Here is a 17,671-nt window from a genome sequence, read left to right on the forward strand (position 1 = left end):
TATCTCTCGATAGGCGGGCTTTTTCATTTAACCGTTAGGATTATATGAGTTTTGGCTCAGAAGCGACGCGGTTACGGCCGTTCTCCTTAGCAAAGTACAGCGCTTGGTCGGCACGGGAGACGATGCTCTCTTGCGTATCACCTGGCTGATAAGCCGTTACACCCACACTGACCGTTTGATGCCCAATCGTCTCAAAGGCGGCCGTTTCAATTTGACGACGCAGGTTATCCGCCACCAACAGGGCACTTCGAAGATTGGTTTCAGGACACAAAACGATAAACTCTTCTCCACCCCAGCGGCCGAGCGCATCAGTGCTTCGCAAGCACTCACGTACCCGATCCACAAACTGCAACAGCACTTGGTCACCTACTGGGTGGCCGTGGGTATCGTTCACCTTCTTAAAGTGATCCAAATCCAACATAAGCACCGAGAACAGTCCGCCATACCGCTTCACACGTTGGATTTCGGTGTGCAGCATGGTGTTCATCTTCAAGCGGTTGTACACCTGCGTCAGAGGGTCCGTTGTCGAGATCTGCTCTAGCAAACGGTTTTTCTCAACCAAGGCTTTGTAGATCTCGTCTTTTTCTTGGTACGCCTGACGGATTCGGTCGTTATAGCGCTTGAGCGTAAACTGGCGATACACCAAAAAGCTCATCGCAAGAATACTGACCCCCAATACCGCTAACGCGAGGGTGTAATCCTCTTCACGCTCAATTTCAGCAGGTGCCCAGCGTCGACGAATGTCTTGGTGATCGTCCTGATCCAGATGTTCAACCGCTTTTTGCATCACACTAAAGAGTATAGGATCATCGTTTCGCACCCCGGTACGTAGAGGGCGATCGATATCGAGCTTACCCGTGATACGAATGTCCGTAAGGCCTAGCTCGCGGATGGTGTAGCCAATGCTCGGTACCGAATCGATAAAGCCATACACGTCACCGGATTGGACTTTCAGTAAGCCATCTTCAATGTTCTTAACAGGAACCCACTCGGTATCTGGGTACTCTTTTTTGAAGCGTTCAAACAGCGCATAGTCTTCGACCATCGCGATGCGCTCTTCTAAGATCTGATCGAGGCTTTCAACAAACAACTCCTCTTGACGTGTCGCCACAACATAGGGGTAGTTCATAAAAGGCTTCGTGAAATTCAAATACGACGCCGTCTCTCGCGTTTCCATCACCAAGGAAACTAAATCACAATGACGCTGCTTAGCCGACCTTAGAGCCTCCGGCCAAGACGGTGTTTTGACGATCTCAAACGGGATGTGCAAAAAGCGTTCGAATAAGGTGAAGTAATCCGACGCCATACCCATGTATTGGTTTTGCTCGTCAAACCCTTCAAATGGCATCCAATTTGGGTCAACACACACGCGGATCGGCTCACGCTGAGCTAAATACTCTTGCTCTTCCAGCGTTAACGCCGTGTCTGTATTCGCGTTTTGTCCCCACTTACGGCGCAGCGCCGAAAGCTCACTCTCGGTCAAACGCCCCATCGTTTTGTTCAATATATCGCGAAGTACAGGCTCCGATTGATTAACCGCCATCTGCATTTGGCTTGTAAAGCGCGGGTCTTCAACCGATGCGCTGAGGACCACATTCGTCAGCAGATGCTTATCGATCAGGTAGTTCAGCACCCCCGTGCGACCTATCATGGCATCGGCATCCCCAGAGGCAACCGCGGCCAATGATTTAACCGAGTCGGGGTAATTTTTAATCACTATATCGGGGTAATAGCGCTGGATCTGCTCGTTCAAGAAGAACCCCGTAGGTACAGCAACCGTGTGGCCTGCTAGGTCATCTAAGCTTTTTATGCCAAGTGATGAGCCCGACTTGGTATAAATACCCGATGATGCCGCCAGATAAGGCATGGTAAACAGGAAGTGCTCTCGACGCTCGGGCGTCTCTACGATGTTTAACATGACATCCAAGTCTCGGTCTTTAAGCATCTGCATAAAGGCCGGGAAGTCATTGCCAGATACATAATTGATACGAATGCCAAGCTTCTGAGCCAACTGATTCATATAATCCACTGAGAAGCCGGTCGGCTTACCGTTTTCAACAAAGTTGATCGGCGGCCAGTTCATCTCGTTGTGAACATTCAGTACCGGGTGCGTTTGCAGGTACTCCTGCTCGGCGACCGTAAGTCCTATCGACGCCAGTCGAGCTTGATCAGGCATCATCAACAAGCCTTCAACCTGAGTGCGCGACACATCGTAGTCGTATTCGATATAGATTGAAGCGATCTGACGTAGGCGCTCTTTATCGATGCTGCCGATGGGGTGAACCGTCGGCTTTATCGACTCCCGAATACGATCAGCCTCAAACGTTAACTCTTCGGCCGATTTATCCGGGTTGTAGTTTGTGTGGATCAGTTCGATGATCTCTTTGGGGTGATCCAGCGCATACTGCCACCCCATTAACGTCGCATCTAGGAAGCGTTGTGCTCGTTTGGGGTATTGAGTGATCTCTGCTTCAGAGGTGATCAGATTCCCAGCGTATAACTCACCCGAGTACCGCGTCGGATCTAACACATTGTACGGAATACCGCGTTGCTCTAGCGCGTAAGGCTGATTACTTCGATAGGCGGTCATCGCATCGATTTCGCCACGGGCAAAGCGCTCTATCGCATCCTCGTAGGGGACGCGCTGATAATCCTCATCGGTGACGTAAAACTGACGGAGCATGGTCAGCATACCCGCCGATTCCAGCTCATGAGGCACCGCCATGATGCGTGCGCCTTTCAGCTGAGACGGCGTTTGGATGTCGGCTTGGGTGATGATGATGTGCGGGGATACTTTAAAGAAGTTCGCTAATAGAACCAGAGGCTTGGCCCGCAGATAATCCAAAATCACTCGGTTATCGGAGACGCCGTAACGCCCAGTACTTTCTAGGACGGCATCCCGGGCAGAAACCTCCATGCGGTAAGGCTTAATGCTCACATCTAAGCCTGCATCGCGGTAATACCCTTTATGAAGGGCCGCGTAATAGCCAGCAAATTCAAATTGGTGCTGCCAATTAAGGTACAGCTCCAAGTGGTGGATATCGCTATCTTCCGACGAGGGCTGATCATCCGACCAAGCCATCAACGACCAAAAACACACAAGCATCATCAAAACGCTTGTTACTACCGATTGTGTTCGGCGATATATCGTCATTAGAAAATATTTATCCCTATTTAGCGACCAAAGCGGTCAACCATACATGGTGTTAGTGTACCAAAAAACCCTGATGGCTCCATCCATCAAAAGCCCTAGTCATGTTAGTCAAAGGAACTTCCTTTCGACATTCAGCTCTCAATGTATGTAAGTAATGACTCACGGAGCGGCGATGATTATATCAACATTCACTAAAAGAGCGGCGCTAATTTGTGCCCTATCCATACCGCTCTTGGGATGTTCGACCGACGGGTGGCAAAGCGCCAGCCGTGAGCCTGCAGGGATTGCACCTGAGCCAGACAGCACCCCTGAGGCGGTCGTGCAGGTTTACGCGGCCGATGCTTGGAGTTGGCGAGGCGATAAGGCCAACGCGCTTATCCCCCAGATTGCTGATGTTGTTGAGCGCTATCCTTGGAAAAACGAGTACAGCGTCTTTCTAGGCCCCAACAGCAATACCTTTCCGCAGTGGGTAATTGACCATGTGGATGGGTTTGATGCCAAGCTTCCCTTTAGAGCCATCGGCTCTGGCTACGCCGATAACGATGAGTCTTAAACCACGCAGATCTCGTTTTTATGCATAAAAAAATCCCGCCTATTGGCGGGATTTTTCATGGAGAGGACTCACTTAACGGCTTAGAAGAAGCCCAGTGGGTTGATGTCGTAGCTTACCAGCATGTTCTTGGTTTGCTGGTAGTGATCCAACATCATTTTGTGTGTTTCACGGCCTACACCCGACTTCTTGTAACCGCCGAACGCAGCGTGCGCTGGGTACTGGTGGTAGCAGTTCATCCATACGCGACCCGCTTCGATACCACGACCCATGCGGTATGCACGGTTAGTATCACGCGTCCAAACACCTGCGCCCAGACCGAACTCAGTGTCGTTAGCGATGGCCAGTGCTTCAGCTTCGTCTTTAAACGTAGTTACTGCAACAACTGGTCCGAAGATCTCTTCTTGGAAGACGCGCATGCTGTTGTCGCCTTTCATCAGAGTTGGCTGGATGTAGAAACCGCCATTGAAGCCGTCGATATTCTCAGCTGCACCACCGGTTAGGACTTGTGCACCTTCTTGGCGACCGATATCCAAGTAGCTCAGGATCTTATCGAACTGCTCTTGAGACGCTTGAGCACCAACCATGGTTTCAGTATCCAGCGGGTTACCACGCTTGATCTGACCGATACGCTCGATCACCTTAGCGATGAACTCATCGTAGATGTCTTCTTGAACCAGCAGACGAGATGGGCAAGTACATACTTCACCTTGGTTGAAGAAGGCCAGAACCGTACCTTCAACACACTTGCTGATGAACTCATCTTCCGCTTGCATCACATCAGAGAAGTAGATGTTTGGTGACTTACCGCCCAGCTCTACCGTTGATGGGATGATGTTTTCAGCCGCGCACTTCATGATGTGCGAACCAACTGGAGTCGAACCTGTGAAGGCGATTTTCGCGATGCGAGTGCTGGTCGCCAGCGCTTGACCGGCTTCTGCACCGAAACCGTTAACGATGTTCAGAACACCCGCTGGCAACAGATCACCGATCACTTCCATCAGAACCAAGATAGACGCTGGTGTTTGCTCAGCAGGCTTCAGCACGATGCAGTTACCTGCAGCCAGTGCTGGTGCGATTTTCCACGCAGCCATCAACAGTGGGAAGTTCCAAGGGATGATCTGACCTACCACACCCAGTGGCTCATGGAAATGGTACGCCACTGTGTTGTGGTCGATTTCACCGATAGAACCTTCCTGAGCACGTACGCAACCGGCGAAGTAACGGAAGTGGTCAGCGGACAGAGGTACGTCGGCCGCCAGAGTTTCACGAACGGCTTTACCGTTATCCCACGTTTCTGCTACAGCCAGTTTCTCGAGGTTCGCTTCGATGCGATCTGCAATTTTCAGCAGGATGTTAGAACGCTCGATAACCGATGTTGTTCCCCAAGACGCTTTCACTTTGTGAGCCGCATCCAGAGCCAGATTGATGTCTTCTTCAGTAGAGCGAGGGATTTCGCAGAACGCTTCACCGTTTACTGGGGAGATGTTTTTGAAGTATTGACCTTTAACAGGTGCAACCCATTCGCCACCGATGAAGTTACCGTAACGCTCTTTAAATGTTACAACTGAGCCTTCAGCTCCTGGCTGTGCATAAATCATTTTCTCGACCTCTTTATTGTTATACGCCTGCCATCCGAGACTCAGGCGCAATTCATTAGTCACTGTTTGATATTAGGATTCTCGAAAGGTTGCAGAAATCGCACGTTGGATGCGAAAAACTACTACTTTAGTACTGAACAAAATTTGCCACTTGTCGCTCTCTTTCGAGGGGCATTTTTAGGTGCCGCCACTAATCCCTTCGAACCGTATCAAACCGCGTCAAACCACTTTGATTTACTTATAAAAAAACCCGACAAATGTCGGGTTTTATCAGCGATTATTAGGGTCGCTAGGATTACTTAGGCAGTTTGAATGTCCAAACCATACCACCTTGGTTGAAGTCTTTTACGCGTTTCGCAACTTCACCGCCCCAAAGAGGTACAGCACCACCCCAACCGGATACAACAGAGACGTACTGCTCACCGTCCATATCCCAAGTAATTGGGGTACCCACGATGCCGGAACCGGTGTTGAAGCGGTACTTCTCTTCACCTGTTTTCGCATCGAACGCCATCAAGTATCCTTCTGGGTTACCCATGAAGACCAAGTTACCCGCTGTAACCATGGTACCGCCCCACAGAGGCGCGTAGTTTTTGTAAGACCATACGATTTTGCCGGTTTTCGGATCAACCGCACGCAGAACACCGATGTAGTCTTCGTTGATCGCTCTGATCGTGAAGCCCGCACCTAGGTAAGCCGCACCTTTTTTGTACGATACTGGCTCGTTCCAGATGTCCATTTCCCACTCGTTAGACGGTACGTAGAAAAGACCGGTCTCTTGCGAGTAAGACATTGGCATCCAGTTTTTACCACCAAGGAAAGATGGTGCAGCCAGAACCGTTTCACCTTGCTTACCTTCTGTTGCATTCGCTGGGTTACCAGGACGGTTCGCATCGTCGTAGATTGGACGGCCGTTCTCATCCAGACCTTTCGCCCATGTGATCTTATCAACGAACGGGAAGCCACGGATGAAGTCACCGTTTTCACGGTTCAAGACGTAGAAAAAACCGTTACGGTCAGCGGTACCGGCCGCTTTAACCGTTTTACCGTTCTCTTTGTAGTCAAAGGAGATCAGCTCGTTTACACCGTCAAAGTCCCAACCATCGTGTGGTGTGGTTTGGAAGTGCCAAACGATTTTGCCGGTATCAGGATCAATCGCCAAACGAGAAGAGGAGAACAGGTTATCGCCAGGGCGCAAGTGTGAGTTCCAAGGCGCAGGGTTACCCGTACCGAAGAACAACAGGTCTACGTCAGGGTCGTAGGTACCGCCAAGCCACGTTGCTGCACCACCGGTTTTCCACAGATCGCCAGGCCATGTTTTGCCCGCTTCACCGCCAGAGATGCCGTTTTCAACTTTCTTGCCATCTTTCCAGATGTAACCCATGTGACCTTCAACAGTTGGACGTGTCCATACCAGGTCACCGGTTTTAGCGTCGTACGCTTCAACTTTACCAACAACACCAAACTCACCACCGGAGACACCCGTGATGACTTTACCTTTAACAACGATCGGTGCAGCGGTCAGGGAGTAACCGGCTTTGTAGTCGTCGACTTTCTTTTTCCACACGGTTTTACCCGTGTCTTTGTTCAGTGCAACCAGCTTGGCATCCAGTGTACCGAAGATCACCAGGTCATCGTACAGCGCAACACCACGGTTAATTACGTCACAGCAAGGCATGATCGCATCCGGCAGACGCGCATCGTATTGCCAAAGCTCATCACCGGTTTTTACGTCGATCGCAAACACACGAGAGTAAGAGGCTGTCACGTACATCACACCGTCTTTAACAACCGGTTGTGATTCTTGACCACGTTGCTTTTCACCACCAAAAGAGAAAGCCCAAACTGGACGCAGATCTTTAATAGTATCGCCGTTTACAGCCTTCAGCGGGCTGAAACGTTGGCCACGCAGGCCCATACCATTGGAGACAACATCACCCGTTGTAGCTTGGTCGTTCAGGATGTCCTGGTCTGTCACACCGGCAGAAACTGCGGTTGAGAAAGAAACGGCCGCCGCAAGCACGCTTACTGCAAAACCTTTGCCCAGAGTCGATTGTTTCATCACTAGCTCCTTTACGGAATCATTTATTATTGTGAGGGGCGTTCAGGAGTGATCCGGGAAAAGTTCCCAGACCCTTATCGACATTTTGAAGTTTTGGGCAAATCCAACAATTAATCGCGAGGCTAACTTTCCTACTCACTTAGTACTAATTCTCTGTTTGCTGGTAGGGTTATTTTGCGCAAAAAAAAAGGCGCCCGAAGGCGCCGAGACTGCCAGTGTTGCAGGTTAAAATGCCGCCGATTCGTAATCGGCGTACAGGTGAAATACGGTACGCATTAACTCATATTGTGTTAATGCAATCTCTTGAAATTGTTGAGGAATTGGCTGATTGATCACCTCGTTCATGGTCAAGCCCGCCTCCGCGGATTCCGTCAAGAGCTGATCCAACCACGCCAGATACTCACGCATCTGAGTCAACGCCGGTTCTGGCTCGACCACAGGGCCGTGACCTGGGATAACTTGTCGGGCATTTAGCCTTTCTAAAACGCTCATTTCCTCGATCCAGGTTTTGAGCCCTGGCGTGTTCGGCGTAGCAAGCGCACGCTGATAGAAGATCAGATCCCCCGCGAAAAGCATCTTAGTACGGGTGTCAAAGAGCGCCAGATCCGCGCCGGTATGCCCCTTTAACGGGATTAACTGAAACGTATGACCACCAAGGCTAAACTCAGCCTGCTCGATGGGCTTGTTGGGCATGGCGACTTCGGTGCCGCGCATCCAATCCCCAACCAAACCGTACAGATTGGTGGCAAGGTCATTGCCCTGTTCCGCAATGAGCTGACCGGTTTTAGGGAGCGCCCAAATACGCACATCCGTAAACGCCTGATTACCCAAAAAGTGATCGGGATGATGATGCGTCAGGAAAAGGTCCGTTATCGGCACATCGGTTACGCGTTGAATGGCCGCACGCAGCGCCTCGCCATAGCGTTTGGATGGGCCAGAGTCGATGACAACCACGCCCTCCTTGGTGATCACAAATGCGGTGTTAACGATATTGCCGCCGTTTAACCGGGAGAAGCTCTCGCGTTTGCCTTGCACAAGATAGGTATTATCCGCGACTTTCTGAGGCGTCAAGGTGTATTCCAACGGCGCCGCACCGACCGGCACTAGCGCCGATAGGCAGGCGAACACCAACCCAACAAGGATACGGCTAAAGTGGCTGTTCAAATTCATTGCCATTGTTATCTCGCATCCATAGTCGGTAATCGCGTTGCATACCTTGGCCTGTCGCGACATCCCACTGAATCACAGGGTTTTCGCTCACAGGTTGGGACAGCTCCATCCTAAGCACAACCGACTCACTTTGGGGTGTTTGACGACTCAGCACCAGCTGCTCAATGTAAAACTCAGGGATGGCATCCACCAAACCCGTATCCATCGGATGGATAACCCGCATTTTCAGTCGATCCACCTCGCTTCGTTCAAAGCGCTTAAACTGCATCTCGCCAAGGTGGGATTCCCAATAAGCATTGCCAGCCGCCACACTCGCTGCTGTGCAGCCGCCGCCAGACGCATCTAGGTATTGGCCACCCACCAGCCACTCCCCTGCTTGCGTCTGGACGGCAGCGCGAACAGCGGTACCTTGTTGCACTTTAAAACGCAGCGAAACCGTTGGGATCTTTCCCTCATTCGCGTGCAGCGTGTAGATGTGTTGAATCGGGTTAAGGTCGGCCCAGACGATCATGGTTTTGATCGGTTCATCCAAGGCACTAACGTCCACCTGCAGCGGCACTTGGGTTGGGTCTTCAGCAAAAGCGGGCACCGTGACACGAACGCGGTCATCAAATCGATACGACGCATCACCTAAAAACATCTTCTTGGTGTAGGACCACATAGGGGAATTCAGTGGGTCCGAGGGCTCTGGACCATCACTGGATGTCATGGCGGCGTAGCTGATCCCGGCCATGCCAAGGCACAACCACGATACACAAACCACCAACCATCGCATTAATGCGCTTGGCATAGTGTCCCCCTCACTTTTTTGTATTTATTGTCAGTTTTGGGTAACGAATGAACAGTGTGTAAGAACATAGCGCGAGGGCGAAAGGCATGTCTATGCTACTTTGCGCCCCGCATTAACCCTTCTAAAGGTGTAAAGGGTTCAGGTTACTGAACGTCTTGGTATAAGCCTGGAAGCTCATAAGTGACGCCGTAGCGACCAAACAGCTCGGCCATTTGGCCATTACGCACCATTTGATCCACGACATCTTCGATGGCATAGCCTAGCTGACGGTAGGTACTTTTGACCGCCATACCGACATCCCACTTCTGTTTGCCCATAGAGGGAAAACCGTTTTCAGCAACGCTGTACTGCGAGTTGTTTGCTGTGTGGAGCATGTAATCCACTTCGGATCGCATCGCCATCACCGCATCCACTTTACCTTCTTCCATCGCTGAAAACGCCAAACGTGGCGTCGAGTAGTGACGAACATTTTTTCGCATACGACCACCAAAGGCCGAAGTCAGATAAAAATCAGGCAAGCTGTCGATCTCAACACCGATGGGGTGGTACTGGAAGACCGCCATGGTTTGGACGGACTCCAGCTTTTTGCCATCATAGGCCACCCGCCATGATTCCCGATGATACGGCCCAAACATCACTACCTGCTCATTCACCAGTTCCCCGGTCTGAACATCCTGACGATAGGCGTATTCTCGGTCGTAGGGTATACGCATCATGACATCCGCCAGCTTTTTCAAAGCCATCGGATTTTCTTCATCCTTGTCGAGATAATGCCCTTTCCAGACATTATTGCGCAGATCATCCTCCAGATTTTCATCCGGAGTCACCCAATGAACACGCATTTGCACGCCCAGTCCGTCTGCGATCGCCTGACCGATTTCAACATCCAGCCCAGTGGGCTTTCCGTCTTCAGACTGGAACGAGTAGGGTGGAAAATCTTTGTACACACCAACGATCAGTTCACCCGCGGCGATCACATCGTCATAAGCACGCGCCATGGCTGACCCTGACATTGTCAGCGCCAAACCAAGAACAGCGTACTGGGTGATTTTATTCATCAACTGGTAACGTCTCCAACCAGGTACGAATCGCCCAAAGGGACTCTTGGCTCATGTAATCAGCCATTTTAGGCATATACACTTTACCGTCACGTACCGCACCATTTACCACACGGTATTGGTACCACTCGTCACCGTCAAGACCTGGCTCCAACATACGTAAGTCAGGAGCGATACCGCCAGAGATACCCTCTAGGCCGTGGCAACGTGCACAGTTTTGGTTGTAAGCAGACGCACCGATTTTTACGGCCGCATCATGGTTTTCGTTTGGCTCGCGATATGGGTTTTCTTCCAACCACTCTTCACCCAGGGATTCCAGACCGGTTGTATCAACCGCTTGAGGAACAACATCACCATGAGCCCATGCCAAGCCAGTGAGGCCTGTGCACAACATAAGAGTCGCCGTAGATTGAACGATAAGTTTCTTATAAGACATTAGATTCACCCGCAATAATTATTGTTATCTCGACATAGAACGTCGAGCCCAGAGCCTAAGCTCGGACTTGATTAAATAATGAACGAGGCGTCTTTTTCACAGAATTGTACTTTGGCGGCTCGGGCTTAGTTCCTTGGTATTAGACGCTTTTCGCATAAGGTAGTAGCCACACAGAGTCACTTTTATGCACCCGCTTTCGGTCGTAAATCCCCTCTTACACCTTAGGTACAGGGTCGTAGATGCCTTAATGGACAATGCCTTACATCCATAGGGAAGCCTTCCCATGCAAAGCAGGCATTTCACGTTTCATTGTCGGGAGTTTCTCCATAGCGCCCAAAGAGCCTGTGTTTTCAAAATAGATAGGAATCCTCCTCAAACCGATAACAAGAATGTTAAGAGGTCACTATGAAACGTAAGATGCAACGCCGTCTAATCTCCAGCGCCGTCAGCCGAGCCCTATTACTGAGCAGCGCCTGCGCTCTGGGACTGACGACTCTTCCGGCACACGCTGCCGCTCCAGATACACAACCGGTCACTTGGGAAGACATCGCCAATGATGCAAACACCCCAAAAGACGTTTTGGGTTACGGCATTGGGCCAAAAGCGCAACGCTACAGCGCCATGGATGAGATCAATAAAGAAAACGTCAAACGCCTAACCCCGGCTTGGTCGTTCTCGTTTGGTGATGAAAAACAGCGTGGCCAAGAAACCCAAGCACTGATTCACGATGACATTCTGTACATCACAGGCTCTTACTCGCGCTTGTTTGCGGTGGATGCCCATACGGGTAAAAAACTTTGGTCTTACTCACACCGTCTGCCTGAAGACATCCGTCCTTGCTGTGACGTAGTTAACCGCGGTGCCGCCATCTATGGGGATAAAGTTTTCTTCGGTACGTTGGATGCCGCCGTGGTCGCACTGGACCGCAAAACCGGTAAGGTAAAGTGGAAAAAGAAATTTGAAGATCACCAAGCCGGTTACACCATGACTGGTGCACCGACCATCATCAAAGATCAGAAAACCGGTCGCGTTATGCTGATTCACGGATCATCCGGCGACGAGTTTGGTGTGGTGGGTAAACTCTATGCACGTGATGTAGAAACCGGTGAAGAGATCTGGATGCGTCCGTTCGTTGAGGGCCATATGGGTCGTTTGAACGGCGAAGACAGCACGCCAACGGGTGACCCAGAAGCGCCAACCTGGCCACGTGATAAAGACGGCAACTTGGTTGAAGCCTGGCACCACGGTGGCGGTGCGCCATGGCAAAGTGCCAGCTTTGATGTCGAAAACAATCGCATTATCGTGGGTGCCGGTAACCCAGCCCCTTGGAACACCTGGAAGCGAACCGCCGAAGGCGATGACCCACGTAACTGGGATAACCTATATACCTCTGGTCAGGTTGCGGTCGACCCAACCACCGGTGAAGTGGATTGGTTCTATCAGCACACACCTAACGATGCGTGGGACTTCTCGGGTAATAACGAGTTAGTGCTGTTTGAATACGATGACAACGGCAAAACCGTGAAAGCAACGGCACACGCGGACCGTAACGGTTTCTTTTATGTGGTTAACCGTGAAAACGGCGACTTCATCCGTGCCTTCCCATTTGTGGATAACATCACGTGGGCCTCGCACATCGACCCAAAAACCGGCCGTCCGGTTGAAAACGAGGGACAACGTCCACCGCAACCGAAGCCAGGTGAATCCAAAGGTGAAGCGATTGAGGTATCACCGCCTTTCTTAGGCGGCAAAAACTGGAACCCTATGGCGTACAGCCAAGACACGGGCCTCTTTTATGTGCCAGGTAACCACTGGAAAGAGGATTACTGGACTGAAGAGGTCACCTACTCCAAGGGTAACGCCTATCTTGGCCAAGGTTTCCGCATCAAGCGCATGTTTGATGATCACGTCGGTATCCTGCGCGCATTCGACCCATTAACAGGTGATAAAAAGTGGGAACACAAAGAAGCTCTGCCTCTGTGGGCGGGCGTACTGGCCACCAAAGGCGGCTTAGTCTTCACCGGAACGGGCGACGGTTACCTGAAAGCCTTTGACGCTGAAACCGGCGAAGAGCTTTGGAAATTCCAGACCGGCTCCGGGATTATCTCCTCACCGATTACGTGGGAGATGGACGGTGATCAATACATCGGCATAGCATCCGGTTACGGTGGCGCGGTGCCATTGTGGGGTGGTGACATGGCCGTATTGACCAAACCGGTCTCTCAAGGCGGCTCATTCTGGGCATTCAAACTGCCTAAGTGGTAAGCCTTTCATCGATTGACCTTCAACGTCCTTCACATTGAGCCTGCCCTGCAGGCTCTTTTTTACCTACGGGTGTTTAGGTGGAGAATACTTATGAAACTCCTTATGGAACGACTTAAGAAACGACCTATGGAACAGCGATGGATGTTGCTCATCGGCTTAGGGTTAAGCGCCCCTTTTGCCCAAGCAGACATGAGCTTTAACGACCCAGCCCCAATGATCATCAATGGCTGCGAGATTAAAGCACGTATGCAGTGTAACGGGGCGGACCTATCCAACGCCGACCTACGTCATCTGGATCTGTCCAATGCCGTGTTAAAAGGGGCTAACCTTGAGGGGGCGGACCTGCGCCACGCAACCCTAACCAATGCCGATCTAAAGGGGGCTAACCTTAAAGGCGCGAACCTGTCGCGTGCCGACCTTCGCCACGCCGACCTGAGGGGGGCCAAACTGCACAACGCTAAAGCAATCGCCATCAACGCATGGGCGATGTTTGCTCAAGGCAGTCACTGGGATGATGCGAATCTGACCGGCGCTAACCTAGAGTTTGCCCGTTTCAGTAAAGCGCACATGCATCGCACCAATTTAACGGCTGCGAACATGGAGATGGTCTGGTTCCCGAAAGTGGATCTGTTTCAGGCCAACTTAAGCGATGCCACACTGCAAGAGGCCAAACTCAACGACGCCAACTTAAGCGAAGCGACCCTAACCGGAACCCGCATCCATTACGCCACTTTCCAAAATGCGGTGATGGATGGCTGTACCGATTGCCCGTTTGATTGGCAAAAATACTGATTGCACTGCATCTGGCGTATTTTACCCACAAAAAAGGGTGGCTCCTGCCACCCTTTTAGATTTCTAACCTTTATTTCAAACGACCGATATATTTGAGTTTTTTATTAACCGCCAGATCTTCCGGCGTCGTTTGACTTGCCGCAAACTCTAATTTAATACCCGCACTTTTATACGAGAATGCAACTAACTCCGAACAGTAGAAATCAAACTCGGAATCATTAAGATTATCTAACTTTGTTAGAAGCATGGGGGTCCACAGAAAAGATACAGCGGGGGCTGCCAATGCACCAGATAGGTCATACTCCTTACCGTCTTGCGCTTTTGCATAATTAGCTATTGCTGCTTGCTGAACTTCACTAAGATTAGGGTACCGATAAACATGCGTGTAAGTGTCATGTTCAATCGCTAGATTTACAGGTTTTCGAACCACTTCTGGATCTATTGCCTCAATGATCTCGTTCCCTCCAATATAAAGTCTAGCATGACTAAACTTAGACCGTGTCGTCACCTTCACAGAGTCGGATACAAACCCTTCTGTCGTAGACAGTAATATATCCCCTACTTGCAAACTCGCAACAGATATAAAATTCGATAAAGCTTTAGGGTTTTCATTACTCGACACGCTTTTATTTTCAGTACCAGCCATATTTTACTTCCCTGTCGTAGATATCCATTTAATTTTTATATCTTTAAGATTTAAATTACTTCTCACCTTAACTGTTTTAAACTCTTTTCCCTTTAGGCTTTCACCAGACGCACTGTATAACAGCACAGCACTTGATTTACCTAATGCTTCAAACTCATATTCCTTACCATCTTCATCATAAATAAAAACATTAATTTCTATTTTTTTATTTGGATAAAGGCTAGATTCAAATTCAGATCGCTGACCAAGCCTATGCGTAGGATCGTTTTTTACTTTTATATCGAGTGATTGAGGATCGCTACCAAGAAAAGAAAATCTTACCTGCTGCCGACTATTAAGCGCTTCAAAATCTTTAGAAAACTCATACCACTTATTCGGTTCCATACTTTCAATGGAACCTATATCGACGATATATGGACTTCTAAAAACACTGTTAAAGTCATCCGTATCGCATGCAGATAGCGTAAGAAGGGAAAACACAACTAAAAGGATATTAAATGTGCGCTTCATTGATCACAATACTCCATTACCGTGACTGAGGACGCGACAGAGTAAAAGAGATCCCATAATAAATCAAATTTGTACTTTTAGAGTGAGAGCTGTACAACTCGCAAGCAACTCCCACTTACAGAATTAACCTAACACGCGATCCACCAACGCTTTGGCATCGCTCTCAAGCTTGCCCAGGTGATCTTCAGAAACAAAGCTCTCTAGGTAGATCTTATAGACGTTTTCTGTACCCGATGGGCGCGCTGCGAACCAGCCGTTGGCCGTTTCAACTTTTAAGCCACCAATCGACGCACCATTGCCCGGTGCCTCTGTAAGGGTTGCGGTAATCGCATCGCCTGCCAGCGTATCGCCTTCGACCGCATCTGCGCTAAGGCTTGAAAGCACTTTTTTCTGATCCGCCGTGCACGGCACATCAATGCGCTTGTAGATAGGACGGCCGTAGCGCGCGACTTGCTCTTCGTACAGACGCTGCGGGTCTTTGCCAGTCACGGCCAAAATTTCCGCGGCCAACAAGCCTAAGATGATGCCATCTTTATCGGTTGTCCAAACGCTACCATCTTTACGCAAGAAAGACGCCCCTGCACTCTCTTCCCCGCCAAACGCCATCTCACCTGAGAAAAGGCCATCTACGTACCATTTAAAACCAACCGGCACTTCACACAGCTTCTTACCCAAACCTGCCACAACACGGTCGATCATGGCGCTGGAGACCAGCGTTTTACCAAACTGAATGTCATCCGCCCACTCTGGACGATGCGTCGCAAGATACTCGATCGCCACCGCAAGGTAAGCGTTCGGATTCATCAAGCCGGTACCGGCACACACAATGCCGTGACGGTCGTAATCAGGGTCGTTACCGATTGAGATATCGAACTGATCTTTCAACGCCAGCAGGTTTTGCATCGCATAGCTGGATGAACAATCCATACGGATGCGACCGTCTTTATCCAGCGGCATAAAGCCAAAGGCAAAATCGATCTTATCGTTCACAACCTCGATGTTCAGGTTGTATTTTTCAGCAATTGGCTTCCAGTAGTGCAAACCGGAACCGCCCATCGGGTCGACACCGATCTTGATGCCCGCTTTAGCGATCGCTTCAAAATCAATCACACTGTCGAGATCATTCACGTAGTGCGAGATGTAATCGAACTCTTCGATCAGATCATGCCCTGCCAGTTCCTCGGCCGGCATCCACTCGGCGCTTTCTAACTCTTCAGAGAGCAGCTCATTGGCACGTTTGGCAATCCAGTTGGTGATGTCCTGATCAGCAGGGCCACCCTTGATCGAGTTGTACTTGATGCCGCCATCTTCGGGTGGGTTGTGCGACGGCGTGATCACGATGCCATCCGCTTGGTCTTCACCTTTGGCGTTGTGGGTCAAAATCGCGTGGGAGATCACAGGCGTAGGTGTATAGCCGTTACCCTCTTGCACACGAACGCGCACACCGTTCGCCACTAAGACTTCCAGGGCCGAACCGAACGCCGCCTCGGACAACGCGTGGGTATCTTTACCCAAGTACAGAGGGCCTGTGATGCCCTCTTGAGTGCGGTACTCAGCAATCGCTTGGCAGATCGCGATGATATGGTGCTCATTGAATGTGGTTGAAAACGCACTGCCGCGGTGACCCGATGTACCAAAGCTGACTTTCTGCTCTGGGTGGGCATCCACGTCCGGTTGTTGGCGGTAATACGCCGATACCAACGCGGGAATATTAGTCAATGAGGCGTGATGAGCGATCTTTCCTGCATCAGGGTGAATAGCCATAGACGAGAGCCTGTCCTTAGTCTGAAAATGAATACAGCTTATGCTTAACGATCTGTTCAGAATATGCAATGGTCGTCGTTAAAATGTCATACGAGTCATTACAGGTGATTAAAAATGCAACAGGATGTGCGGGATTATCTCCTATCAAAACCCGAAGCGCGCGAAGACTACCCGTTCGATAATGTAACCCCCGTTTATAAGGTGCAGGATAAGATGTTTGCCCTCTTGACCCGTAAAGAGGGTATCGAGCGGATCAACCTAAAATGCGACCCTGAGCATGCCTTGATGCTGCGCGATCTCTTCCCCGCAGTGACTGCGGGCTATCACATGAACAAACGTCATTGGAATACGGTGATCTTGGATGGGTCTTTGCCCCAAGGCGAGATCGAACGATTGATCGACCACTCCTACTACTTGGTGGTTAAAGGGCTTAAGAAAGCCACACGCCAAGGGATGGAGATGCGCCACGGACAAGCGGCCTTGTACCGCGGCGCATTAGGGGAGTAACGCTTACGCTTTCACAAACGCGAGGGGTTCGTGAAAGTACTTTTCATAGTGGGTTGAGACAACCTCGCACAGCTCGTCCAGCATCTCGGGGCTGATGGCACGGCACTCGGCCCGTAAGGTCTGCTCGTCGGCTTCAAATAGGCACTCACCGCGCTTGGGAAACTCCACCCGACCGGCTTTATCATCAAAGGTAGCCGGCACTTTTTGGCTAAAGTGAATGCACAAACGGCGAAATGCCTTCGCGCCTTTGTCCGTTGAAAGTTCCGCTATTGCGACGTGCTCTGCTGGCGTATCCATGATTCATCCTGATGGGCTCTTGTATTAAGCGCCCTATACTATTGATAATAAATATCATTATCAAACGAT

Annotated in this window: 15 protein-coding genes; 4 read left to right on the plus strand and 11 right to left on the minus strand. The window is 50.3% G+C overall.

Going from position 1 to position 17,671, the window contains the following annotated elements:
• Positions 1-40 precede the first annotated feature (40 nt).
• Positions 41-3,109, minus strand: coding sequence for a diguanylate cyclase (locus ACXAF9_RS14725; RefSeq protein ID WP_475075450.1), 3,069 nt, complete (start codon positions 3,107-3,109; stop codon positions 41-43).
• A 217-nt stretch (positions 3,110-3,326) separates the two neighbouring features.
• On the opposite strand from ACXAF9_RS14725, the gene ACXAF9_RS14730 reads away from it, so the two are divergent.
• Complete coding sequence (locus ACXAF9_RS14730; protein ID WP_475075451.1) at positions 3,327-3,707, plus strand: DUF3750 domain-containing protein; 381 nt, start codon at positions 3,327-3,329, stop codon at positions 3,705-3,707.
• 80 nt (positions 3,708-3,787) lie between these two features.
• Here the strand turns inward: ACXAF9_RS14730 and exaC are convergent, their stop codons facing one another.
• From exaC to pedF, 6 genes are all read right to left on the minus strand, one after another.
• Positions 3,788-5,305: an acetaldehyde dehydrogenase ExaC gene (exaC, locus tag ACXAF9_RS14735; RefSeq protein WP_475075452.1), complete on the minus strand. Its 1,518-nt coding sequence runs from the start codon at positions 5,303-5,305 to the stop codon at positions 3,788-3,790.
• A 295-nt stretch (positions 5,306-5,600) separates the two neighbouring features.
• The gene (locus tag ACXAF9_RS14740) at positions 5,601-7,367 is read right to left on the minus strand and encodes a PQQ-dependent methanol/ethanol family dehydrogenase (protein WP_475075453.1); all 1,767 of its coding nucleotides are present in this window, start codon (positions 7,365-7,367) and stop codon (positions 5,601-5,603) included.
• A 225-nt stretch (positions 7,368-7,592) separates the two neighbouring features.
• Positions 7,593-8,543, minus strand: a complete 951-nt coding sequence (locus ACXAF9_RS14745) for a quinoprotein relay system zinc metallohydrolase 1 (protein ID WP_475075454.1) — start codon at positions 8,541-8,543, stop codon at positions 7,593-7,595.
• Positions 8,515-9,327, minus strand: a complete 813-nt coding sequence (locus tag ACXAF9_RS14750) for a quinoprotein dehydrogenase-associated SoxYZ-like carrier (RefSeq protein ID WP_475075455.1) — start codon at positions 9,325-9,327, stop codon at positions 8,515-8,517. The genes ACXAF9_RS14745 and ACXAF9_RS14750 overlap by 29 nt, the downstream gene beginning before the upstream one ends.
• 143 nt (positions 9,328-9,470) lie before the next feature.
• Positions 9,471-10,385, minus strand: a complete 915-nt coding sequence (locus ACXAF9_RS14755) for a substrate-binding periplasmic protein (protein ID WP_475075456.1) — start codon at positions 10,383-10,385, stop codon at positions 9,471-9,473.
• A complete protein-coding gene (gene pedF, locus ACXAF9_RS14760) occupies positions 10,378-10,779 on the minus strand; it encodes a cytochrome c-550 PedF (protein WP_475075496.1) in 402 nt (133 codons plus the stop codon). Before pedF ends, ACXAF9_RS14755 begins: the two co-directional genes overlap by 8 nt.
• 447 nt (positions 10,780-11,226) lie before the next feature.
• On the opposite strand from pedF, the gene ACXAF9_RS14765 reads away from it, so the two are divergent.
• Positions 11,227-13,086, plus strand: coding sequence for a methanol/ethanol family PQQ-dependent dehydrogenase (locus ACXAF9_RS14765; protein ID WP_475075457.1), 1,860 nt, complete (start codon positions 11,227-11,229; stop codon positions 13,084-13,086).
• A gap of 90 nt (positions 13,087-13,176) precedes the next feature.
• Complete coding sequence (locus ACXAF9_RS14770) at positions 13,177-13,878, plus strand: pentapeptide repeat-containing protein (RefSeq protein WP_475075458.1); 702 nt, start codon at positions 13,177-13,179, stop codon at positions 13,876-13,878.
• Positions 13,879-13,948: 70 nt separating this feature from the next.
• Here the strand turns inward: ACXAF9_RS14770 and ACXAF9_RS14775 are convergent, their stop codons facing one another.
• The 3 genes from ACXAF9_RS14775 to pgm form a co-directional block, all read right to left on the minus strand.
• Positions 13,949-14,524, minus strand: coding sequence for a YiiX/YebB-like N1pC/P60 family cysteine hydrolase (locus tag ACXAF9_RS14775; RefSeq protein WP_475075459.1), 576 nt, complete (start codon positions 14,522-14,524; stop codon positions 13,949-13,951).
• Between the two features lie 3 nt (positions 14,525-14,527).
• Positions 14,528-15,034 (minus strand): hypothetical protein, encoded by a 507-nt coding sequence (locus tag ACXAF9_RS14780; RefSeq protein WP_475075460.1) that lies wholly within the window; start codon positions 15,032-15,034, stop codon positions 14,528-14,530.
• Between the two features lie 123 nt (positions 15,035-15,157).
• A complete protein-coding gene (pgm, locus tag ACXAF9_RS14785) occupies positions 15,158-16,798 on the minus strand; it encodes a phosphoglucomutase (alpha-D-glucose-1,6-bisphosphate-dependent) (protein ID WP_475075461.1) in 1,641 nt (546 codons plus the stop codon).
• Positions 16,799-16,912: 114 nt separating this feature from the next.
• Here pgm and ACXAF9_RS14790 point away from each other — a divergent pair, with 114 nt between their 5' ends.
• Positions 16,913-17,305, plus strand: a complete 393-nt coding sequence (locus ACXAF9_RS14790; RefSeq protein ID WP_475075462.1) for an MmcQ/YjbR family DNA-binding protein — start codon at positions 16,913-16,915, stop codon at positions 17,303-17,305.
• 3 nt (positions 17,306-17,308) lie between these two features.
• Here ACXAF9_RS14790 and ACXAF9_RS14795 read toward each other — a convergent pair whose 3' ends face one another.
• Entirely contained in the window at positions 17,309-17,602 is a 294-nt protein-coding gene (locus tag ACXAF9_RS14795; protein WP_475075463.1) for a DUF2218 domain-containing protein, read from the minus strand.
• Between the last annotated feature and the right edge of the window lie 69 nt (positions 17,603-17,671).

It is taken from the genome of Neptunomonas sp. ABH4_499 (assembly GCF_056160565.1).